The sequence below is a fragment of the Streptomyces sp. NPDC027672 genome (genome assembly GCF_055566335.1).
Window position 1 is genome coordinate 183,019 of sequence record NZ_JBVHSO010000004.1, and the last position, 22,669, is coordinate 205,687.

Annotated in this window: 13 protein-coding genes and 1 pseudogene; 8 read left to right on the forward strand and 6 right to left on the reverse strand. The window is 73.1% G+C overall.

The window, feature by feature from the left end:
- Positions 1-104 precede the first annotated feature (104 nt).
- The 4 genes from ACZ4SV_RS12060 to ngcE all read right to left on the reverse strand — a co-directional run bounded on the left by ACZ4SV_RS12060 (position 105) and on the right by ngcE (position 4,909).
- The gene (locus ACZ4SV_RS12060) at positions 105-1,304 is read right to left on the reverse strand and encodes an ROK family transcriptional regulator (protein WP_365871082.1); all 1,200 of its coding nucleotides are present in this window, start codon (positions 1,302-1,304) and stop codon (positions 105-107) included.
- A gap of 186 nt (positions 1,305-1,490) precedes the next feature.
- Positions 1,491-2,414 (reverse strand): carbohydrate ABC transporter permease, encoded by a 924-nt coding sequence (locus ACZ4SV_RS12065; protein WP_365871080.1) that lies wholly within the window; start codon positions 2,412-2,414, stop codon positions 1,491-1,493.
- A 14-nt stretch (positions 2,415-2,428) separates the two neighbouring features.
- Complete coding sequence (locus ACZ4SV_RS12070) at positions 2,429-3,364, reverse strand: carbohydrate ABC transporter permease (RefSeq protein ID WP_365871077.1); 936 nt, start codon at positions 3,362-3,364, stop codon at positions 2,429-2,431.
- Between the two features lie 81 nt (positions 3,365-3,445).
- Positions 3,446-4,909, reverse strand: coding sequence for an N-acetylglucosamine/diacetylchitobiose ABC transporter substrate-binding protein (ngcE, locus tag ACZ4SV_RS12075; protein ID WP_365871075.1), 1,464 nt, complete (start codon positions 4,907-4,909; stop codon positions 3,446-3,448).
- Positions 4,910-5,247: 338 nt separating this feature from the next.
- On the opposite strand from ngcE, the gene ACZ4SV_RS12080 reads away from it, so the two are divergent.
- Positions 5,248-9,051 (forward strand): GH92 family glycosyl hydrolase, encoded by a 3,804-nt coding sequence (locus tag ACZ4SV_RS12080; RefSeq protein ID WP_468003629.1) that lies wholly within the window; start codon positions 5,248-5,250, stop codon positions 9,049-9,051.
- A gap of 307 nt (positions 9,052-9,358) precedes the next feature.
- Positions 9,359-10,234, forward strand: coding sequence for an alpha/beta hydrolase (locus ACZ4SV_RS12085; protein ID WP_468004139.1), 876 nt, complete (start codon positions 9,359-9,361; stop codon positions 10,232-10,234).
- A gap of 81 nt (positions 10,235-10,315) precedes the next feature.
- Here the strand turns inward: ACZ4SV_RS12085 and ACZ4SV_RS12090 are convergent, their stop codons facing one another.
- Both ACZ4SV_RS12090 and ACZ4SV_RS12095 read right to left on the reverse strand, forming a co-directional pair.
- Positions 10,316-11,227, reverse strand: a complete 912-nt coding sequence (locus ACZ4SV_RS12090; protein ID WP_468003631.1) for an NADP-dependent oxidoreductase — start codon at positions 11,225-11,227, stop codon at positions 10,316-10,318.
- 136 nt (positions 11,228-11,363) lie between these two features.
- Positions 11,364-13,754: pseudogene (locus tag ACZ4SV_RS12095) on the reverse strand (GH92 family glycosyl hydrolase); the annotation flags it as partial.
- 598 nt (positions 13,755-14,352) lie between these two features.
- Here ACZ4SV_RS12095 and ACZ4SV_RS12100 point away from each other — a divergent pair.
- The 6 genes from ACZ4SV_RS12100 (at position 14,353) to ACZ4SV_RS12125 (ending at position 22,603) form a co-directional block, all read left to right on the forward strand.
- Positions 14,353-14,886: a 2,4'-dihydroxyacetophenone dioxygenase family protein gene (locus ACZ4SV_RS12100; RefSeq protein WP_468003633.1), complete on the forward strand. Its 534-nt coding sequence runs from the start codon at positions 14,353-14,355 to the stop codon at positions 14,884-14,886.
- 33 nt (positions 14,887-14,919) lie between these two features.
- Positions 14,920-16,272, forward strand: coding sequence for an MFS transporter (locus tag ACZ4SV_RS12105; protein ID WP_468003635.1), 1,353 nt, complete (start codon positions 14,920-14,922; stop codon positions 16,270-16,272).
- Positions 16,269-17,414, forward strand: coding sequence for a 2,3-butanediol dehydrogenase (locus ACZ4SV_RS12110; protein WP_468003637.1), 1,146 nt, complete (start codon positions 16,269-16,271; stop codon positions 17,412-17,414). Before ACZ4SV_RS12105 ends, ACZ4SV_RS12110 begins: the two co-directional genes overlap by 4 nt.
- Positions 17,411-18,301 (forward strand): SDR family NAD(P)-dependent oxidoreductase, encoded by an 891-nt coding sequence (locus ACZ4SV_RS12115; protein WP_468003638.1) that lies wholly within the window; start codon positions 17,411-17,413, stop codon positions 18,299-18,301. The genes ACZ4SV_RS12110 and ACZ4SV_RS12115 overlap by 4 nt, the downstream gene beginning before the upstream one ends.
- A 373-nt stretch (positions 18,302-18,674) precedes the next feature.
- Entirely contained in the window at positions 18,675-19,655 is a 981-nt protein-coding gene (locus tag ACZ4SV_RS12120) for a helix-turn-helix domain-containing protein (protein ID WP_468003639.1), read from the forward strand.
- A gap of 257 nt (positions 19,656-19,912) precedes the next feature.
- Positions 19,913-22,603, forward strand: a complete 2,691-nt coding sequence (locus ACZ4SV_RS12125) for a SpoIIE family protein phosphatase (protein ID WP_468003641.1) — start codon at positions 19,913-19,915, stop codon at positions 22,601-22,603.
- Positions 22,604-22,669 lie beyond the last annotated feature (66 nt).

The following is a 22,669-nucleotide window of genomic DNA, read 5'->3' on the forward strand; positions in this document are numbered from 1 at the left end:
CGAGGCCGCGACGTTGCGGCCGAGGTGGCTGGAAGTCAACTCGGCCACACGTGCGACGTCAAGAAGTAAATCCTTAACGAGATGGCAACGGTGCCATCCGTTCTCTAAGTGAAGGCAGGGGCCGCCGCGGGCATCGCGCCCTCCAGCAGGGTGGAATCGCCCATCTCGTTCAGGGCCAGGGCGAGCGCGCCCAGCACCTCCGCGCGTCCGCCAAGTGCCCCGGGGAGTACGGACAGTTGGCGCGCGGCGCTGGGGATGGCGTAACGGCCGACGGACTCCCTGATCGGTCCGAGCACCAGCTCGCCGGCCTCGGCGAGATCGCCGCCGAGGACCACCCGGCTCGGGTTCAGCAGATTGCAGAGATTGGCCACCCCGCTGCCGATGTGCCGGCCGACGTCGGCGATCACCCGTCGGCAGCCCGGGTCGCCGTCCCGGGCCAGCCGGACGACGCCCTCCATGGTCAGACCGGGGCCGTGGCTGGGCTGGAGCAGCGGGAGCACGTAGCGCGCCGCCGCGAAGGTCTCCAGGCAGCCGCGGTTGCCGCAGCGGCAGACCGGGCCGGACTCGTCCAGCGTGATGTGCCCGATCTCCCCGGCCGTGCCGCCCGGGCCGCGGTAGATCGTGCCGTCGATCACCAGACCGGCGCCGACACCGCTGGCGACCTTGATGTACGCCAGGTCGCGCACGCCCTTGCCGCTGCCCCAGACCAGCTCGCCCAGGGCGCCGAGGTTGGCGTCGTTGTCCACGTGCACGGGCACACCGAGCCGCTCGCGCAGTTCCTCGGCGGGCTTGGTGCCGCCCCAGCCGGGCAGGATCGCGGTGGATCCGAGGGTCCCGGACTCCACGTCGATCGGGCCCGGCACGCCGAGTCCCACGCCGGCCACCTTGCCCCGGTCCACGCCCGTGGCCGCGATCAGCCGGCTGACCAGCCGCTCGGCCCGGTCGAAGCCCTGGTCGGCGGAGGCGTCGACGTCCAGCGGCTCGGCCTCCTCGGCCAGCACCTGATGGGCGAGGTTGCCGACCGCGACGCGCAGATGCGTGTGCCCGAAGTCCACCCCGATCACGATGCCGGCGTCACCGCTGAGGCTGACGCTGCGGGCCCGCCGCCCGCCCGCCGAGGTGGGCGTGACCTCGACGGTTCCCCCGTCCTTCAGCTCCCGCACGATATTGGAGACGGTCGCGGCGGACAGACCGGTCGTCCGCGCGATCTCCGCCTGCGTGAGGGAACCGGCCAGGCGCACGGCCCGGACGACCCGCTCCAGGTTGGCCCGGTGCAGTGACGACTGCGACCCTGGAGTCTCCACGACGACCTCCTGAGCGCGGGGCCGCTTCGGCGAGGCCCCGTGTATGTCCAACTAGTGAACTCTAAGCTGAGCCGTTCGGGGCGACTCCCGTCAAGAGGTTGAACCGTTTCCGGGTACACGCTCCGGACATGCGCACGCCGCCTCCGTGACCGGAAGCGGCGTGCGCGCGGGCGGTCGCGCAGCGTGTCACTTCAGCGTGGCAGAGGTCAGACCCGCCTGCACCTGGCGCTGGAAGGACAGGTAGACCACGAGCATCGGCAGCATGGCGATCGTCACACCGGCGAACAGAACGGGCAGGTCGGTGGCGTATCCCTGCTGCTGTTGGAGCTGGATCAGGCCCTGGGTGAGGACGTACCGCTCGGGGTCGGAGCCGCTCTGCGGCTGCATCAGGACGGTGGGCAGGATGAACTGGTTCCACTGACCCAGTGTGTTGAAGATCCCCACGCTGACGAGTCCGGGTTTCGCCATCGGCAGCATCACCTGGAAGAAGGTCCGGGTGTGCGAGGCGCCGTCCAGGACGGCCGCCTCGAAGACCGCCGTGGGCAGGGTCCGGAAGAAGGCGTGCATGAAGAAGACCGTGAACGGCATCGAGTAGGCGATGTAGACCAGGACCAGACCCTGGTAGGTGTTCAGCAGGTCCAGCCGCTTGACCATGAAGAACAGCGGCACCAGGGCCAGGAACACCGGGAACATCGCGCCGGCCACGAAGAAGTAGTACAGCAGCCGGTTGCCCGCGAAGCGGTACCGGGCCAGCACATACGCGGCCATCGACCCGAACAGCATGGTCAGCGGCACGGAGAAGACCAGGACGATCACGGTGTTCAGGAAGTAGCCGCCGATGCCCTTGTCCCAGGCGCGTCCGAAGACGCCGAGGGACCAGTGTTCCGGCCAGCCGAAGGCCGAGCCGCCGATCTGGGCGTCGGTCTTGAAGGAGCTGAGCACCAGCCACAGCAGCGGCAGCACGATCAGCAGGGCCCACAGGGCGAGGAAGCCGTGCGAGAAGACGTTCAGGACCAGGCCCTCGCCGCGGCGGTCGCCGGGGCGGACGGGAACCCCGGCCGCGGGCCGCCCGGCGGGGGCGGGGGCGGTCTCCTTGATGGGTGCGCTCATCGTCGGCACTCCGCTCAGAACTCGATGCGCTCGCGGCGGGTGGCGCGGAGCGTGACCACGGACAGGACCAGGGTGAGCAGCAGCATGATCACGCCCATGGCGCAGGCGTAACCGCTCTTGCCGTAGTAGAGGAAGTTCCGCATCATCACCGTCGACATCACGTCGCTGTCGTGGTCGGGGCCGCCGCCGTAGGCGCCCATGTTCTGGGTCATCGAGGAGACCAGGACGAACATGTCCATGGCGACGATGCCGAGGTAGACCCAGGCCGTCTGCACGGTGTCCCACAGCAGCGGCAGGGTGATGCGGAAGAAGGACTGGTGGCGGCCGGCCCCGTCGATCAGGGCCGCCTCGTAGATGTCCCGCGGGATGGACTGCATGGCGGCCGAGAACAGCACCAGGTAGAAGCCGACGCCGTGCCAGACCACGACCAGCATCAGCGCCCACAGCACCATGTTCGGCTCGTTGAGCCACTCCACCGGGTCGTCGGCGCCGACCAGGCCCAGCTTGATCAGGAAGCCGTTGAGCAGACCGCCGCCGTCACTGCGGTAGACCGCGTTGAACAGCACGGCGAGGATCGCCAGCGACAGCACCTGCGGGAAGAAGTAGACGATCTTGTAGAACGTCGACCCGGCGACTCCGCGCACCCCGCCGGCCCGGCCGCGTCCGCCCGCGTTCAGCATGAAGGCGAAGAACAGGGCGAGCAGGATGGTGATCACCGGGATGAAGACCAGGAACAGGATGTTGTGCCAGATCGCCTTCAGGAAGACATCGTCCTGGAGGAGTGTCCGGTAATTGTCCAGACCGACGAAGCGGAAGGTCTGCGACTGCCCCTTCCAGTCCGTCAGGGAATAGCCGAACGTCTGGATGTACGGCCAGATCACGAAGATCACATAAAGCGCCACGGGAACGAGGAGGAACCCCGCGACGAACCGGTACTGCCCTTTGCGCATGACGTATTTCCCGACCTGTCATCCAGTGCCCCGCGGGGGTACGCGGCGGTGCACCCCGTACCCCCGCGGCGGCGGGCGGACCTAATCCCGGTGGTTCTTCTTGGACGCGGGGTCCTTGGCCTGCTTGTCGACCGCCGCCTGACAGCGCTTCAGCCACTCCTTGGGCTGGATGCGCCGGGACATCAGCTCGTTGGACGCGGCCTCGAGGGCGGTGCCCATCTCGCCGTACCACTCGGTGTACAGGTAGCGGAAGGTGTCGCCGCCGGCGGCCTTGGACGCCTCCACCGTGGACTGGGTGCCCGGGCGCAGCCGGACGCCCGGGTCGACGCCGTCCTTGAGGATGGTGAGCGAGTTGGCCTGCTTGGCGAAGAGCGTCGACCACTCCTTGGACAGCATGCGCCGCATGAACTCCTTGGCCGCGGGCAGGTTGCCGGCCTTCGCCGGGATGATGAAGGGCTCGCCCGAGCCGGCCCGGATCGCCTGGAACGGCAGCTTGCTGCCGGGCAGCACCGGCATGGGCAGGAACTTCATGTCGAAGTCCGCGGGCGTCTGCTTCAGCTGCTCGTTCTCCAGCCAGGAGCCGGAGGTGATGAAGGCGGCCTTGTACTGGTTCCAGCGGGTCTGCGACTCGGTGTGGGTCAGGCCGTTCGTGCCGGGCATCAGATAGCCCCGCTCGACCACCTCGTAGATCGCCTCGATGGCCGCCTCGGCCGCCTCGGAGCCGACGAACGCCTTGGGATCGAGGTTGTCGATGGCCTTCATGGCGTCCAGACCGCCCTTCTTGGCGATCAGGTCCATGATGGCGACGTTGATGTAGTACGGGTACTTGCCCTGGTGGGCCAGCCCGCCGATGCCCTGGGACTTGGCGTCCTTGCAGACGGCGAGGAAGTCGTCCCAGGTCTTGGGCTCCTCCCAGCCCTTCTCCCGGAACAGCTTGCCCGAGTACCACAGGCCCCAGACGGTGTAGACGTAGTTCAGCGCGACGACCTTGCCCTCCTGGAGGCCCGGGTCGAGCGTGCCGGGGATCAGGGTGTCGCGGACCTTCTTGGCGGGGTCGTCCACGGAGGGCGCGTCCAGCACCTCGGCCAGGTCCAGCAACTGGCCGTTCTTGTACAGGACGTCGACCTTGATCTGCTGGGCGCCGGAGTCGTCCACGATGTCCGGCGGGTTGCCCGCGTTGAAGCGCGGCTGCAGCTTGCCGGTGATCTCCTGGGTGCCGGTGTGGGTGGCGGTGATGCCCAGCTTGGTGCCGAAGTCGGCCTCCCATGCCTTGGCGTAGTCGTCGCCGTAGCCGCCCTTGAAGACGACGACGTCCAGCTTGCCGCCCTTCTTGGCACCGAAGGGGTTGTCCTTGGACGTCTTGCCCTTGGTGTCGCCCTCGCCGGCGTCACCGTCCCCGCCACCGCTGGCACACGCGGACAGGAAGCTCATCGCCGGCACGGCGGCCAGGCCGAGCGCGGCGGACCGCTTGATCAGCGCGCGGCGGCCGACACCCGTCGCCTCCGGGTGGCCGGCACGGTGGTTCCCGTCGGAAGTGGATCCCATGCTCAAGTCCTCGCCTTCTCCAGGACTCAGGCGGTGAACCGGATCCTCCCGGCACCGCGGTCGGGTCGTGCAGGGTCGTACGGGAAATGCCGACAGGTATAGTCCACTTGACGTCGGCGGACAAGATCGAATGCAAGGTTCCCGATCGGTCTTTTCCGAGTTGAGACCTCCCGGAAATATGCGCCCGCACCACGCGCCGTGCCGGAGAAATCCCCGTCACGACTCCCTGAATGCCACAGGCAACGCCCTTGACACCACCGGTTACTTGACCACCTACTGGTGACTGCGCCCGTAACTGACAACGTTGTCCGACAGGGTGCGGGAGGGGAAATCCGTAGATGCAGCGGAGAACTCGGCACAGGTGGGGTCCGGCGGCCGTCCTCACGGCCGCCTTCGTCATGGCCGTCGGCGCGCAGGGCGCGGCGGTCGCCCTGCCGGCCAAGGCCGCGGTGGCCGACCGGGAGTTCGCGTCCTCGTTCGAGGCGGGCGAGCCGGCGCCGGACTGGCTGAACACCGTCGACACCGGCCCGGACGGCGCCAAGCGGGCCGCGGGGGTCGACGGCGGCTACAGCACCGGCATCCCGGGCAACGTCACCGACCACGTCACCGACGTCCGCACGAGCGGCGAGAACACGGGCGCCGGTGAGGTCGGGGAGAACCTGGCCGACGGCGAGCCCGGCACCAAGTGGCTCACCTTCGCGCCCACCGGCTGGGCGGAGTTCGACCTCGACCAGCCCGTCCGGGTGGCGACGTACGCGCTTACCTCGGCCAACGACTACGCCGAACGCGACCCCGCGGCCTGGACCCTGAAGGGCTCCGCCGACGGCACGGACTGGAAGACGCTCGACACCCGCTCCGGCGAGAACTTCCCCGAGCGGTTCCGGACCCGGTCCTACGACCTGGCCGAACCGGCCGAGTACCGGCACTTCCGGCTGGAGGTGACGCGCAACAACGGCGCCCCGGACCTCCTCCAGCTCGCCGACGTGCAGTTCGCCACCGCCGGCGACGGCGGGCCGGTGCCGCGGGACATGCTGACCCTGGTCGACAAGGGCCCGAACGGCTCCCCGACCGCCAAGGCGCGGGCCGGGTTCACCGGACGGCGCGCGCTGCGCTACGCCGGCCGGCACACCGCGGACGGCCGCGCCTACTCGTCCAACAAGGTGTTCGACGTCAACGTGCGGGTCGGCCGCGACACCGCGCTGTCGTACCGGATCTTCCCGTCGATGGCCGACGGCGACCGCGACTACGACGCCACCTACGCCTCCGTCGACCTGGCCTTCACGGACGGCACCTACCTGAGCGGCCTGGGCGCGCTCGACCAGCACGGCTTCCCGCTGTCACCCCGCGGACAGGGCGACTCCAAGGCGCTGTACGTCAACCAGTGGAACAACGTGTCCGCGCGGATCGGCGCGGTGGCGGCCGGCAAGACCGTCGACCGGATCCTGGTGGCCTACGACTCGCCGGACGGCCCGGCGAAGTTCCGCGGCTGGCTCGACGACGTGTCCCTGCGGCCCGAGCCGCCCGAGAAGCCGAAGGCGCATCTCGCGGACTACGCGCTGACCACCCGCGGCACCCACTCCAGCGGCAGCTTCTCGCGCGGCAACACCTTCCCGGCCACGGCCCTGCCGCACGGCTTCAACTTCTGGACGCCGGTGACCAACGCCTCCTCGCTGAGCTGGCTGTACGAATACGCACGTGCGAACGACGCCGGCAACCGGCCGACGATCCAGGCCTTCAGCGCGAGCCACGAGCCGAGCCCCTGGATGGGCGACCGGCAGACCTTCCAGGTGATGCCGTCGGCCGCGTCCGGCACCCCGGACACCGGCCGCGAGGCGCGCGCGCTGGCCTTCCGGCACGAGAACGAGACCGCCCGGCCGTACTACTACGGCGTACGGTTCGACAACGGCCTCCGGGCCGAGATGGCCCCGACCGACCACGCGGCCGTCCTGCGCTTCACCTATCCCGGCGACGACGCGAGCGTGCTGTTCGACAACGTCACCGAGCAGGCCGGCCTGACCCTCGACCGGGAGCACGGGACCGTCACCGGCTACTCGGACGTGAAGTCGGGCCTGTCCACGGGCGCCACCCGGCTGTTCGTGTACGGCGAGTTCGACAAGCCGGTGACGGACGCCGGGTCCAACGGGGTGAAGGGCTATCTGCGCTTCGCCGCCGGCGCCGACCGCACCGTCACGCTGCGCCTGGCCACCTCGCTGATCGGTGTCGGACAGGCGGCGGAGAACCTGCGCCGGGAGATCCCGGACGGCACGTCCTTCGGCACGGTCAGGGACCGCGCCCGGCAAACCTGGGACGCGCTGCTGGGCAAGGTCGAGGTGGAGGGCGCGACCCCGGACCAACTGACCACCCTCTACTCGGGCCTGTACCGGCTGTACCTGTACCCCAACTCCGGCTTCGAGCGGGTCGACGACGAGGACCGGTACGCCTCCCCGTTCTCCCCGATGCCGGGCCCGGACACCCCGACGCACACCGGCGCGAAGATCGTCGACGGCAAGGTGTACGTCAACAACGGGTTCTGGGACACCTACCGGACCACCTGGCCGGCGTACTCGTTCCTGACGCCGTCCCGGGCGGGCGAGCTGGTCGACGGGTTCGTGCAGCAGTACAAGGACGGCGGCTGGACCTCCCGCTGGTCCTCGCCCGGCTACGCCGACCTGATGACCGGCACCTCCTCGGACGTGGCGTTCGCGGACGCCTACGTCAAGGGCGTGCGCTTCGACGCGGAGGCGGCGTACGAGGCGGCCGTGAAGAACGCGACCGTCGTGCCGCCGGCCCCGGGCGTGGGCCGCAAGGGCATGGCCACCTCGCCCTTCCTCGGCTACACCGCCACCGACACCCACGAGGGCCTGTCCTGGGCGATGGAGGGCTACGTCAACGACTACGGCATCGCCAGGATGGGCGAGGCGCTGTACGCGAAGACGGGCGAGAAGCGCTACCGGGAGGAGTCGGCGTACTTCCGCAACCGGGCCCGGGACTACGTGAAGCTGTTCGACACCAGGGCGGGCTTCTTCCAGGGCCGGGACGCGGACGGCGCGTGGCGCGTGGACTCCGCCGCGTACGACCCGCGGGTGTGGGGCTACGACTACACCGAGACCAACGGCTGGGGCTACGCCTTCTCCGTCCCGCAGGACAGCCGGGGCCTGGCCAACCTGTACGGCGGCCGGGAGGGCCTCGCGGACAAGCTGGACGCGTACTTCGCCACCCCCGAGACGGCCTCCCCCGACTACGTGGGTTCCTACGGCGGTGTCATCCACGAGATGACCGAGGCACGGGACGTCCGGATGGGCATGTACGGCCACTCCAACCAGGTCGCGCACCACGTCCTGTACATGTACGACGCGGCCGGCCAGCCCTGGAAGACGCAGGCGTACGTGCGTCAGGCGCTGGCCAGGCTCTACACCGGCAGCGAGATCGGGCAGGGCTACCACGGCGACGAGGACAACGGCGAGCAGTCGGCCTGGTACCTGTTCTCCGCGCTCGGCTTCTACCCGCTGGTGATGGGCGGCGGCGAGTACGCCATCGGCTCGCCGCTGTTCAAGAAGGCGACCGTGCACCTGGAGAACGGCCGGGACCTGGTGGTGCGGGCGCCGGGCAACAGCGCGCGGAACGTCTACGTGCAGGGCGTGCGGTTCGACGGCCGGCCCTGGACGTCGACCGCGCTCCCCCACGCGCTGCTGGCCCGGGGCGGGGTGCTGGACTTCGCCATGGGCCCGGAGCCGTCGGCCTGGGGCTCGGGCGAGGACGCGGCACCGGTCTCCCTCACCCGGGACGACAAGGTGCCGGCCCCGCGCGAGGACGTGGTGCGGGGAGCCGGCGCGCTGTCCGACGACACCTCGGCCACGAGCGCCACGCTCACCTCGGCCGACCTGCCGGTCGGGGGTGCCGTACGGCCGCTGCAGTACACGCTGACCTCGGGCGCCGACCACGCGAGGGCGCCGGCCGGCTGGACCCTCCAGGGCTCGGCCGACGGCACGGTCTGGCGGACCCTGGACCACCGCTCGGGCGAGACGTTCGCCTGGGACCGGCAGACCCGTGCCTTCGGTATCGCCGCGCCGGGCACGTACACCCGGTTCCGCCTGGTCCTGGACGGCGAGTCGACGCTGGCGGAGGTGGAGCTGCTGGCCTGACGCCGCGGACGCGCCGTGTCCGCCGTATGGCCGAGCGGGGCCGACCGGGGTTTGCGGCGGCGGGGTGACGAGGACAGCGTGGGAGCACGGCCGCGCGCAGCGGCCCCGCGGGACGGCCGGTCCGGCCGGCCGGTCCGGCGGGCCGCCGCCGCACCGCGCACGCTTCGTCCGCGCGCCCCACGGCGCGGCCGACCGACAGGAGGTACCCCCGGTGCTGACCGTATCGCCTCCAGGGCCCGCCCGGCCGGACGCCCTCACGGCCCCCGCGCCCGCCGAACCGGACAGTCCCGCGCTCCAGGGTCCCGAGGTGCGGGACGTGACGCTCGACGGCGGGAACGGGGTGCGGCTGTCGGGGCTGCTCGCCGAGCCCCCCGGCGGGCGGGCGCCCCGGGCCGTGGTGGTCGCGCTGCACGGCAGCGGCATCCGCGCCGGCTACTTCGACAACCGGGCGCGGCCCGGGCTGTCGCTGCTGGACCTGGGCGCCCGGCTCGGCTACACCGTGCTCGCGCCCGACCGTCCCGGCTACGGCGCTTCGGCCGCCGTGCTCCCCGACGGGCAGGACCTGGCCGGGCAGACCGCCACGCTGGGCGCGGCGCTGGCCGACTTCGCCGGGCGGCGGCCGGTGGGCGCCGGGTTCTTCCTGCTCGCCCACTCCGCCGGCGGCAGGCTCGCGCTGTCCACCGCCGCGACCGGATCGCCGCCGGCCCCGCTGATCGGGCTGGACATCTCCGGTCTGGGCAGCGTCTTCGCGGTGGAGGAGGACGAGCTGCCCGGCGCCGGTGCGCCCGGGGCGTGGCGCCGGCACTGGGGGGCGCTGCGGCTGTATCCGCCGGTGGCCTTCCGGCTGGGCCGGCGGCTGGTGGCCCCGGTGCCCGTCGTGGAGGCCGGCGAGACCCTGCTGTGGCCCGGGACGTACCCGGTGCTGGCGGCCCGGGTGCGGGTGCCGGTGCGGTTCACCTTCGCCGAGCAGGAGGAGTGGTGGCGCAGCGACGAGGAGGCGGTGCGCGCGCTGCTGGCACCGCTCGCCGCACCGCGCGCGGTGGTGGACCGGCTCCCCGACGCCGGCCACAACATCAGCCTCGGCTGGGCCGCCCGCACCTACCACCTGCGAGCCCTGGCCTTCCTGGAGGAATGCCTGCTGACCCGAGAAGCGGCACCACCCGGCCGCCCGGCGGGTGCCTGACCACCGCCCGGGCCGCACCTCACTGACCCGGCGGGCCGGGCGGGGTCCGTCGGACGCGTGGTGGTCCGGGGGCCGGTGGGCTCAGTCGGGGAGCAGGACTATCTTTCCGCGGCCGTGGCCGGTGTCCAGTTCTCGGTGTGCTTCGGCGGCCCGGGCCAGTGGGAGGGCCTTGCGGATGTGGACGGTGAGCGTGCCGTCGGCGACCAGCGCGGCCAGCTCCGCGAGCCGCCGCGCCGAGCGCCGGCTGCGGAGCCACCGCACGCCCAGTTCCGCGCAGGCGTCGTAGGCGAAGACCGTGCCCACCCGGTTCCTGTCCCCGACGAGTCCGGCCGCCACCCGCAGGCCCTCCGCGCTCGCCGTGTCCAGGGCCGCGGCCACGCCCTCGGGCGCCGCCGCGCGGACCCGGCCGGCCAGACCCGCGCCGTAGGCGACCGGGACGGCGCCCAGTTCCCGCAGGTAGGCGTGGTTCTCCTCGCGGGCGGTGCCGATCACCTTGGCGCCCCGGGCCGCCGCGAGCTGGACGGCGAGGGTGCCGACACCGCCCGCGGCGCCGTTGACCAGCACGGTCTCGCCCGCGGTGACGCCGAGGTCCTCCAGCGCGGTGTGGGCGGTCTGGCCGGAGGCGGACAGGCAGCCGGCCACCTCCCACGACAGCGCGGGAGGCTTGGGGACGATCTGGTCGGCGGGGGCGACGACGTACTCGGCGTAGGTGAGCTGCGTGCGGTAGCCCAGGACCTCGTCACCGGGCGAGAAGCCGGTCACGCCGGCGCCGAGCGCGTCCACCACACCGGCGAAGTCGCCGCCGGTGACGTGCGGGAAGGCGAGGGTGAAACCGGGCGGGCTCCAGCCCTGGCGCACCGCGCAGTCGGTGGGCTGGGCACCGGCCGCCTTCACCCGCACCCGCACCTCTCCCGGGCCCGGTTCGGGCGTGGGCAGCTCCATCAGCTCCAGGACCTCGGGACCGCCGAACGCGCGGAACGCGACAGCCTTCATCACTCGACCTCTCCTGTCGGTACGACCACGGAGCGAACGTAGAAGCTCAAGTCCGCTTGAGGTCAAGCGCCGTCCGCGGGCGGGGACGCGCGGCGCGCGCGGGAGATCACCCGGTCCGGGGCGGCCCGTCCGCCCCGAAGGACGGCGGCGGGTTGTCCACGCCCCAGTCCCGGAGCGGGGTGGCGGACAGGGTGTAGTCGAGCCGGCCGCCGTCGCGGACGAAGGACGCGGGCAGCCAGGGGCGGTCGCCGGGACGGCCGTCCACCCGCAGGGACCGGACGTACGGCGCCCCGGCCGCCGCTCCGGCGGCGTGCACCACGATGTCGTTGCCCCGCGGCCGGCTGATCTCGGTCCGCTCGAACAGCGGTGAGGCGAGGACCAGTTCGGCCCGGGACGGCACCTGCGGGTACATGCCGAGCGCGGCGAAGACGTACCAGGCGGACAGCGCGCCCAGGTCGTCGTTGCCCGGGATGCCCTCGGGCCGGGCGGACCACAGCCGCCGTACCGCCGCGCGGACCGTCTCCTGCGTCCGGTACGGCGCGCCCGCGTACGCGTACAGGTACGGGACGTTGATCGACGGCTCGTTGGCCAGCTCGGCCTTGGTGCCGCCGCTGCCGGTGAGGGCCCAGCCGCCGTCGGCGTCGTGGAAGAAGTCGTCCAGCCGGGCGAGCGCCCGGTCCCGGCCGCCCATCGCCGCGAACAGGCCCGCGGGATCGTGCGGGACCATCCAGGTGTACTGCGCGGCCGTGCCCTCGACGAACCCGTCCCCGGTGTCCGGGGTGAAGCCCGGGACCCAGCCGCCGTCGGCCCGGCGGTCGGCGATGTAACCGCCGTCCGGGCCGGCCGCGGGGTTGAAGTTGTTCCGCCACCACTGGGCGCGGCGGGCGAACACGGCCGCCGTCCGCCGCTCCCCGGCCGCGTCGGCGAGCCGGGAGAGCGCGAAGTCCGCGGTGGACATCTCCAGGGTCTCGGCGGCGCCGGCCCAGGCGTGGGAGACGGACGGCATGTAGTGCAGCCCGAGGTACCGGTCCAGGGAGGGCCGCTGACCCACCGACAGCACCGGCCGGCCCGCCGCGGACAGGTCGCCCGGGGTGGGGACGGTGGCCGCGCGCACCAGGGAGCGCAGCGCCCCCGCCAGGTCGAAGCGGGTGCCGCCGAAGGCGTGGATGCCGGCGAGCGCGGCCGGCGAGGGGTCGCCGTTCATGACGTGGGTGCCGCTCGCGCCGTGCAGCCAGCGGTCCCAGACGCCGCCGTTCTGCCGGGCGAGTTCGTACAGCGACTGCGCGATGTCCGAGCCCGTGTCCGGGTCCAGCAGCGTCAGCAACTGCACCTGGTCGCGGTAGACGTCCCAGCCGGAGAAGGTGCCGTACTGGGCCCGGTGGCCGGTGCCCACGGTGTGCACCCGGCCGTCGGCGCCCCGGTAGCGGCGGTCGGCGTCGCTGATGACGTTCGGGTGCAGCAGCGCGTGGTAGAGCGCGGTGTAGAAGACGGTGCGCTCGGCCTCGGTGCCGCCGCCGACCCTGACGGCCGCGAGGCGCTCCCGCCAGGCCCGGCGGGCCGCGTCCCGGACCGCGCCGAAGGACCGGTCCGGCGGGTTCTCGGCGGCCAGGTTGGCCGCGGCGGCCTCGCGGCTGACATAGGAGATGCCCACCTTCACGTGCACCGGTCCGGCGCCGGGCGCGAACCGCACGTAGCCGCCCGCGCCCTTTCCGGCGACCGGCCACCCGCCGTGCGCGAAGCCGCCGGTGCCGCCGGAGGCTGTCCGCGAGCCGGGCTCCAGCCTGCCGTCGTGCCAGGTGCCGACGGCGGCGAAGGCGCGGTCGAAGCGGGCGGTGAAGTGCAGGGTGTAGTAGGCGCGCCGGCCCTCGGGGTCGAGGTGGCCGCAGAAGTTCCCGGAGGTGACCGAGCCGGAGACCGTCCGGGCGGCCGGGTCGATCGTGACCGTCGAATCCGCCGAGCCGGTCTCGGAGTTGGCGGTGCGCACCAGCAGGGACGCGGGTTTGCCGGGCGGGAAGCCGAAGCGCGCCGAGCCGGTGCGCGCGGTGGCGGTGAGGTCGGCGGTGACACCGGAGGCGAGGCGCACCCGGTAGCGGCCGGGCTCGGCCCGCTCGTCGGCGTGGCGGAAGCCGGACGCGTAGACGGCGTCCCGGGTGTCGCTCGCCGGGGAGGAGGTGACCTCGCCGGCGTACGGGAAGAACGGGATGTCACCGCTGCCGCCCGCGCAGCCGGTGCCGGACAGGTGGGTGAGGCTGAAGCCGCGGACGCGGGTGGCGTCATACTGGTAGCCGCCCGGGGCGGCGGTCCTCGTCGCGTCGCCGCGGGTGTTCTCCGGGCTCCAGGAGAGCATGCCGGACGGCACGACGGCGCCCGGGAAGACGTCGCCGCCGCCGCGGGTGCCGATGAGCGGGTCGACGTACGGCGTCGGGTCCTCGACAAGACCGGGGAGGGCGGCCGCGGGCGCGGGGACGGAGCCGCCGGCGGCCGCGAGGAGCACGGCCAGCAGCAGGGACAGGGGGCGCAGACGCATGGCGCGGTCCTTCTCGGGACGGACGGGTCGCGCACCAGGGGTCGCACCAGCCGCGGGGACGATAGCGTGCGCCACCAGTAGCACACGGGACCGTCCGCACTCCGGGAGGCGCACGCCGGGTTCACCCGGTCGGCCCAGCCAACCGGGTTGACTGCGCTCGCGGTTGAGGCGGTAAAGTCACGTAACGAACGTTATGACAACGATGTCGCCATCGGCGGGCGCACCAGCGGCGCCACCCGAGGCCATCCCCTCCGGGCAGGCTTCCCACCCCCTCACCTGCCCGGCTCGCGGACCCGGTGCCCTCGGCCACCGGGTCCGCCCTGAGCTATGGGAAGGGGAGTCGTCCACCGCGCGGCCCGGCGGTCCGCCTCAATCCATGAACGAGCCGTTGTCGGTGCGTTGGCCGATGGGCCTGCAGACCGCGGCGATGCGTGCGCTCGGCACATGGGGGCTCCCCGGGACGGGCGGTCGGCGGTGTCGGACCGGGCGGACGTCCGGAACAGGCAAAGGAGGGTGTCCCGTACGGGACAGACAGGACAAGCGTCGCGGGATTGACTTCCAGCCAACCACCCGATGAACGAGCCAGGGAGTCCGTTCCATGCCTGAGCAGCCGAAGAACGAGTTCTGGAAGAACCTCAAGCCGATCGAGAACTCGTTCAAGCCGGACGCGCTGCCGGAGGTCTACCTCTCCGACGTCGCCACCGACGACGACCGCTACTACGCGCCCTTCACCGACACCGTCAGCTCCCGTCCGCTGTGGATCAACGTGAAGGACAACACGTGGTCCGACATCCTGCGGGCCAAGGAGGCGGGTCTGGTCAACCGCCACTACCACCCGCACGAGGTGTTCGCGTACACCATCTCCGGCAAGTGGGGCTACCTGGAGCGGCCCTGGACGGCCTGCGCCGGTGACTTCGTGTACGAGGCTCCGGGCGAGGGCCACACCCTGGTCGCGTACGAGAGCGAGCAGCCGATGAAGGCGCTCTTCATCGTCAAGGGCCCGCTCATCTGGCTGGACGAGAACGGCGAGCCCACCGGGTTCTTCGACGTGCACGACTACATCGAGATGTGCCGCCGTCACTACGACGAGGTCGGCATCGGTGCCGCCTACGTCGACTCCCTGTTCCGCTGACCGGCAGCGTCCGGAACCCGACACGAGGTCGCCATGACCAGAACCCCTTCCCGGTCCGGCGCCGCGGCGCCGGACCCGGTGGCGGCACCCGGGGACGCCGAGGCCCGCCGCTACGAACACCGCCTGCTGCTCGTCCTCTTCGCGGCCTTCGGCTTCGTCTTCTTCGACCGCCAGGCGCTGACCTTCCTCGCCCCGTTCATCTCCGACGACTTCCACCTCTCGCACACGGCCCTGGGCGTCCTGTCCGGTGTGCTGGCGCTCACGTGGGCACTGTCGGGGCTGGTCTGCGGCAGGCTGGCGGACCGGTACGGCCGCCGCCCGGTCCTGATCGCCGCCGTCGTGCTGTTCTCCTGCTTCTCCGCGGTGGGCGGTCTGATGACCGGCTTCGCCGGTCTGCTGATCGCCAGGGCCCTGATGGGCCTGGCGGAGGGCGCGGTCCTGCCGCTGGCGCAGTCGCTGATGGTGGAGGCCTCGCGGGAGCACCGGCGGGGCCTGAACATGGGCCTGCTCCAGGGGTCGTCGGCGGGGCTGCTGGGCGGCATCGTCGCCCCGCTGGTCGTGGTCTGGATCGCCGAGCACCACACCTGGCGGACGGCGTTCCTGGTGACCATCGTCCCCGGGCTGCTGATCGCCGTGTGGATCGCGCGGTCGGTGCGCGAGCGCCCGCCCGTACGGGTGTTCCCCGACGTTTCGGACGCCACCGCTCGGGAGGACGCGGCGCCCCCGCTGCGCGAGGTGCTGCGGGAAGTGCTGGCGCACCGCAACATCGTGCTGTGCGCCCTGGCGGCCTGCTTCTACCTGACCTGGTTCACCGTCATCATCACCTTCACGCCCACCTACCTGGAGGACGAGAAGGGCTTCTCCCCCAGCACGATGAGCCACGTCATGACCTGCTTCGGCGTGGCCTGGATGCTGTGGGGCTTCCTGACCCCGGCGGTGTCCGACCGGATCGGCCGGCGGGGCGCGCTCATCGCCTTCACCGTCGTGGCAGCGCTGTGCCCGCTGGCCGTGGTGTACGTCGACGACCCGGTGCTGCTCGGCGGCGTCGTGGTGCTCTCGTACACCGGTCTGGGCTGCTTCACGCTGATCATGGCGACCATTCCCGCCGAGTCCGTGCCGCGACGGACGCTGACCGTCGCCCTCGGCCTGGTCATGGGCGTCGGTGAGCTGGCCGGCGGGTTCATCGGCCCCCTGGTCGCCGGGCTGGCCTCGGACGTCTGGGGCCTGGACGCGGCGATGTTCATCTCCTGCGGCGGCGCCGTCGCCGTGGTCCTGCTCGCGCTGGGGCTGCGGGAGACCGCCCCCGCGGTGCTGCGCCGCAGGGGCGCCGACGCCGGGCCCGCACACGACGCCACACCGGTTGCCGCCTCGGAGGGTGCGCTATGAAGGCCGCGGTCTGGTACGGAGCGCGCGATGTACGCGTCACCGAGCGGGAGGTGACCCCGCCGGGCCCGGACGAGGTGCTGCTGTCGGTGGCGTACTGCGGGATCTGCGGCAGCGACCTGCACGAGTACACCGACGGCCCGCACTCGGTGCCGGTCGACCAGGCCCACCCGGCCTCGGGCGTCCGCGCCCCACTCGTCCTCGGGCACGAGTTCTGCGGCACGGTCACCGCCGTGGGCTCGGCCGTGCACGGGCTGGCGGCGGGTGACCGCGTCGCGGTCGAACCGCACTACCGCTGCGGCGCCTGTCCGCGCTGTCTGGCGGGCGAGTACAACATCTGCCGCCACTTCGGCTTCGCCGGGCTGATGGGCCACGGCGGGCTGGCCGAGTACGCCACGGTGCCCTCGTACATGGCGCACCGGCTGCCCGACGAGGTGCCGCTGGAGCAGGCGGCCCTCTTCGAACCGGCCTCGGTCGCGCTGCACGCGCTGCGGCGCGGCGGGGACGCCGGCAGCGTGGCCGTCGTGGGTCTGGGCCCGGTCGGACTGCTGACCGTGCTGCTCGCCGCCTGGCGGGGAGTCCGGCGGATCGTCGCCTCCGACGTCGACCCGGCCCGGCTCGGCCTCGCGGCGCGCCTCGGCGCGACCGAGGTGGTGGACGCCCGGGAGGCGGACGCGGGGCTCCGGGTGCGTGCCGCCTGCGGCGGTGAGGGCGCCGACGTGGCCTTCGAGGTGGCCGGCTCCCAGGCGGCCCTGGACACCTGCCTGGCGGCGACCCGCCGCGGCGGGCGGACGGTGCTGGTGGGGCTGGGGCGCCGCGTCAGCTTCGACTCCTCCGCGCTGGTGGACAACGAGCACTCGATCACGGCGAGTGTCGGCTACCGGGACACCTACCCGGAGCTGATCCGGATGGTCGGGACGGAGGGCCTGGACCTCCGCCCCGTGGTGACGTCCGTCATCGCCCTCGACGACGTGGTGCGCGAGGGGTTCTCGTCGCTGCTGGACGGCGGCGACCAGATCAAGATCCTGGTGTCGCCCTCGGCCCCGCCCTCGGCCCGACCCCCGGTCTCGTCCTCGGCTTCGGCCTCCGAGGAGCACGCCCCGGCGGCCCCGGCGCACGCCGGACGGGAAGGAGGCAGCCGATGACCACCGGCGCACCGACCGGCCCCGGTACCGGGCCCGTACCGCCCGCCACGGGCGCCGCCCCCGCCGCCACCACCGCCGCGCCGTCCGGCCCCGTACCGCCGGGGACCGGGCCGTCCGGCAGCACGCCCTTCCCCGGGCCCGTGCCCGGCAGCGCCCCGCCGTTCCCCGGCCCCGGTGCCTTCGCGGGCCGCACCGCGCTGGTCACCGGCGGCACCTCGGGCATCGGGGCCGCCACCGCCGAGCTGCTGGCGGAGCTGGGCGCGCAGGTGTACGCCCTGGGCCTGCCGCCCGCGCCCGGCGGCGAACCGCCCCGGCACGAGCGGGTGCGCGTCATCGAACAGGACGTGACCGACCGGGAGGGGCTGGCCCTCCGTATCGCGGAGACCGGCACCCTGGACCACTTGGTGGTCTGCGCGGGCATGAGCGCGGACCGCGCCGAGTACGACCCCGCGACCTGGGACCGCGTGCTGGCGGTCAACCTGGGCGCGGCGATGACGGCGTGCGAGGCGGCCCGGCCGCTGCTGGCCCGCCGGGGCGGCTCCGTCGTCACCGTCTCGTCCATGTTCGCGCTGTTCGGCAGCCGGGACCGGCCCGCCTACAGCGCCAGCAAGGGCGGCGTCTCCCAGCTCACCCGGTCCCTGGCGGCCGAGTACGCGTCCGACGGCATCCGGGTGAACGCGGTGGCGCCGGGCTTCGTCGTCACCCCGCTGGCGCGCGGCGTGCTCGACGACCCGGCGGCGGCCGGTGCCGTGCTCGCCCGGGTCCCGATGGGGCGCCTCGGGCTGCCCCGGGAGGTCGCCTCGGTCATCGCGTTCCTGTGCGGCCCGGCGGCTGCCTATGTCAACGGAGCGGTGATCCCCGTCGACGGCGGCTACTCGGCGGTCTGAGACCCGCCCCCTGGCCGGTCCGGCCCCGCGCCCGCACCCGCCCCGCACGCACCCACACCTGCACCTGCACCTGCACCTGCACCCGCCCAACGGCCCACGCGGCTCTCCCCCGCCCGCCCGCGCAGCTCCCCCACCTGCCCCGCCCTGTCACTCCCCCGTCCGACGGCCCGCCCCGGTTCTCCGGAGCGGGCCATCGGACAGGGGGTCCGCCTTCGGGTCGTGACCGGAGCCGCGTCACCCAGTAACCTTCGCTGACGGCAGCGCGCGGGCACCCCGGCCGGGTCCGGTCCCGGCGGAACCGCTCCGGCGGGGCCGGCTCCGAAGGCGCACCGCGACGCGCAGGACACTGGCTCACCTCAGCAAGGAGGCCGAGTTGACCGGACACCCCGCCACCGTGTTCTCCCGAGTGTCGACACGGTCGGTCGACCAGGCGGACCGCGTCGGTCTCTGGGAGGACTACAACCGGCAGGCCCTGGTCGGCCTGACCTGTTCCCCGTACTCCGACGACGGGCTGCTGGCCACCCAGACCAACGCCAGCCTCGGCAGCCTGCGCCTGGCCGACATCGCCGGGAACGAGCACGTCATCGAGCGCAACGCGCGGCTGTGCCGGGAGACGCCCAAGGACTCCGTCTTCGCGACCCTGCTGGTCTCGGGGCAGGCGGTGTTCTTCCACAGCGGCGGCTGCCTCAGCATCGGCGCGGGCGACCTGGTGCTGTACGACACCCGCCGCTCCTACCTGCTCGGTTTCCCCACCACCATGCGCCAGCTCCTGGTGGACATCCCCCGGGAGGTCTTCGCCGAGCGCTGCCTGTCCGCCGGACTTCCGGCACCGCTGGTCTTCGGGCGGCGCTCGCCGGCCGACGCCCCGGCGGTGCGGGCCCTGGAGTCCGTGCTGTCCGGCTGGTTCGCCCAGCGGGAGCCCGGCGACGTGGCGGGCACCGAGGGCACCGTGCTGGGCCTGGTGCGTTCGCTCGCGGCGTCCCGGGTGGGAGGCGGACGGCCCGGGGACGACCAGGGCGCCCGGCTGCTGCTCGCCAAGGAGTACATCGACCAGCACCTGTCCGACCCCCGGCTGTGCGCGGAGCACGTCGCCGACGCGGTGGGCGTCTCCACCCGGCAGTTGAGCCGCGTCTTCCGGCAGGCCGGGCTCAGCCCCTCCCGCCACATCCTCGAAAGCCGTCTGACGCGGGCCCACGAGCAGCTCACCGACCCCGGCTCGACGCAGCTCACGGTGGCCGACATCGCCCATGTGTGGGGCTTCGCCAGCCAGTCGCACTTCACCCGCGTCTTCCGCGAACGGTACGGACGCACCCCGGGCGAGCTGCGTCCGGCCGCCCCCGGCCGCCCGGACTGACCACCGCGCCGGCGAGCGGGCGGCCGGTGCGGGCCGGCGGCCGCCATAGGTTCCGGCCCGGCGCGACGGAGCTGTGGAACCCTCGCCCGCTCCTGCGGCCGAGGCGCCCCTCGCGGAGCAGTCGGACGAGGCCGCCCGCGCGCAGACCGCCCGCGCCCCCGCCGTCGTACCTCGCGGGCGTCCACATACGCCCCTGTGGTGTCCATCTCGTGGACGGGCCATAGCCACCCGGAAAACACCGGTGCTACAAATGGCGCATGTCGGACGCATATGCGCGATTCAGGCGCCTCGCCTGGCGGACCGTGAGCGGCAAGAGCCCGCGCAGCGTCGCCGGGCAGGTCTTCCTGCTCCAGGTGGCGCTGGTGGTGCTCCTCGTGCTCTGCGCCGTGATCGCCCTCGTCCTGCAGTCCCGGCGGGACACCACCGCCGAGGCCAGGCGCCGCTCCATAGCCGTGGCCCAGACCTTCGCCCACGGGCCGGGCCTGGTCGAGGCGCTGCGGACACCCGACCCGACCCAGGTCCTCCAGCCGCTGACCGAGGCGGGACGCAAGGCCGCGGGCGTCGACTTCATCGTGGTCATGAACACCCACGGCATCCGCTACACGCATCCGCTGCCCGGCAAGATCGGCCAGCGGTTCGTGGGCACCATAGAGCCGTCGCTGGCCGGCCAGGTGTACACCGAGAGCGTGCACGGTCCGCTGGGCCACGAGGTGCAGGCGATCGTGCCCGTCGACGACGGCCACGGCAAGGTCGTCGCGCTCGTCTCGGCCGGCATGAAGGTCAAGAACGTCACCAGCGCCCTGGACCGCCAGCTCCCGATCATCCTCGTCGCCGGCGGCGGCGCGCTCGTGGTGTCGACCGGCGGTACGGCCCTGGTGGGCCGCCGGCTGCGGCGGCAGACCCACAGCCTGGCCCCGGACGAGATGTCGCGGATGTACGAGCACCACGACACCGTCCTGCACTCGGTGCGGGAGGGCGTGCTCATCATCGGCGCCGACGGCCGGCTGCTGCTCGTCAACGACGAGGCGCGGCGGCTGCTGGACCTGCCCGCCGACGCCGAGGGCCGCACGGTGCGGGAGCTGCCGGACCTGGAACCGGCCACGGCGGAGCTGCTCGGCTCCGGCCGCCCGGCCAGTGACGAGGTGCATCTCGCCAAGGGCCGGCTGCTCGCGGTCAACCAGCGCTCCACCGACCGCGCGGGACACCCCGGAGGGACCGTCGTCACCCTGCGGGACTCCACCGAACTCCAGGCGGTGTCCGGCCGGGCGGAGGCCGCGCGGGAGCGGCTGGAGCTGCTGTACGACGCGGGCCTGCGCATCGGCGGCACCCTGGACGTGGTCCGCACGGCCGACGAGCTGGCGCGGATCGCCGTCCCGCGGTTCGCCGACTTCGTCACCGTCGACCTGGCCGACGCCGTGCTGGACGGCGAGGAACCGGGGCGGGCGGCGACGGGGATGCGGCGGGTCGCGGTGAGCGGCGTCGAGGACGACTCCCCGCTCTACGAGCAGGGCCGGCTGATCGACTTCCTGCCCTCCACCCCGCAGGCCCGCGGTTACGGCGCCGGGCGCGCGGAGCTGGTGACCGACCTGGCGGCGGCCGAGGGCTGGCTCGCGCAGGACCCCGAGCGCACCCGGCGCATCCTGGACTACGGCATCCACTCCCTGATCGCCGCGCCGATCCGGGCCCGTGGCACGGTGCTGGGCCTGGCGAACTTCTGGCGGGCGCGGCGGGAGCCGTTCGACGCGGAGGAGCTGACCCTCGCCGAGGAGCTGGTGGCCCGGGCCGCCGTCAGCATCGACAACGCCCGCCGCTACACCCGCGAGCACACCGTCGCGGTCACCCTCCAGCGCAGCCTGCTGCCGCGGGCGCTGCCCGCGCAGAGCGCCCTCGACGTCGCCTACCGCTATCTGCCGGCGCGGTCCGGGGTGAGCGGGGACTGGTTCGACGTGATCCCGCTGCCGGGCAGCCGGGTGGCGCTGGTCGTCGGGGACGTGGTGGGGCACGGACTGCACGCGGCGGCGACGATGGGCCGGCTGCGGACCGCGGTGCACAACTTCTCCACGCTCGACCTGCCGCCGGACGAACTGCTCCAGCACCTGGACGACCTGGTGGGACGGATCGACCAGGACGAGGCGAGCCTGGGGACGGCCGGGCAGATCGTGGGCGCCAGTTGTCTGTACGCGGTCTACGACCCGGTGACGCGGCGCTGTGTCATGGCCCGGGCCGGGCATCCGGCGCCCGCGCTGGTCGGCCCGGACGGCACGGTGACCTTCCCCGAGCTGCCCGCCGGGCCTCCGCTGGGCCTGGGCGGCATGCCGTTCCGGACGGCGGAGCTGGAGCTGGCCGAGGGCAGCCAGGTGGTGCTGTACACCGACGGGCTGATCGAGGACCGCAGGCGGGACCTGGACGAGGGCATGGAGCTGCTGCGCCGGGCGCTTGCGGACCGGCCCGGCCGGTCGCCGGAGGAGAGCTGCCGGGCGGTGCTGGAGCAGCTCCTGCCCGAGCGGCCCGGCGACGACGTGGCCCTGCTCGTCGCGCGCACCCGGGCGCTGCCGGCCGACCGGGTCGCCGACTGGGACGTCCCGCGCGATCCGGCCGCCGTGTCCGGGATGCGCGAGGCCGTCGGCGCCCGGCTGGCGCAGTGGGGCCTGGCCGAGCTGGGCTTCGGCATGGAACTCGTGCTCAGCGAGCTGATCACCAACGCCATCCGCTACGGTTCCGACCCGGTCCGGGTGCGGCTGATCTACGACCGCACGCTGGTCTGCGAGGTCGCCGACGGCAGCAGCACCTCCCCGCACCTGCGGTACGCGGCGACGACCGACGAGGGCGGCCGGGGCCTGTTCCTGGTCTCCCGGCTGGCCGAGCGCTGGGGCACCCGGTACACCCCGGACGGCAAGGTGATCTGGGCCGAGCTGGCGCTGCCGGACGGGGAGACGCCCGCCGGCTGACCGCGCCGGCCCGGCACGGCGGGGGCGCGCCCCGCGCCGTAGCGGCCGGATACGGCGACGGGCCGC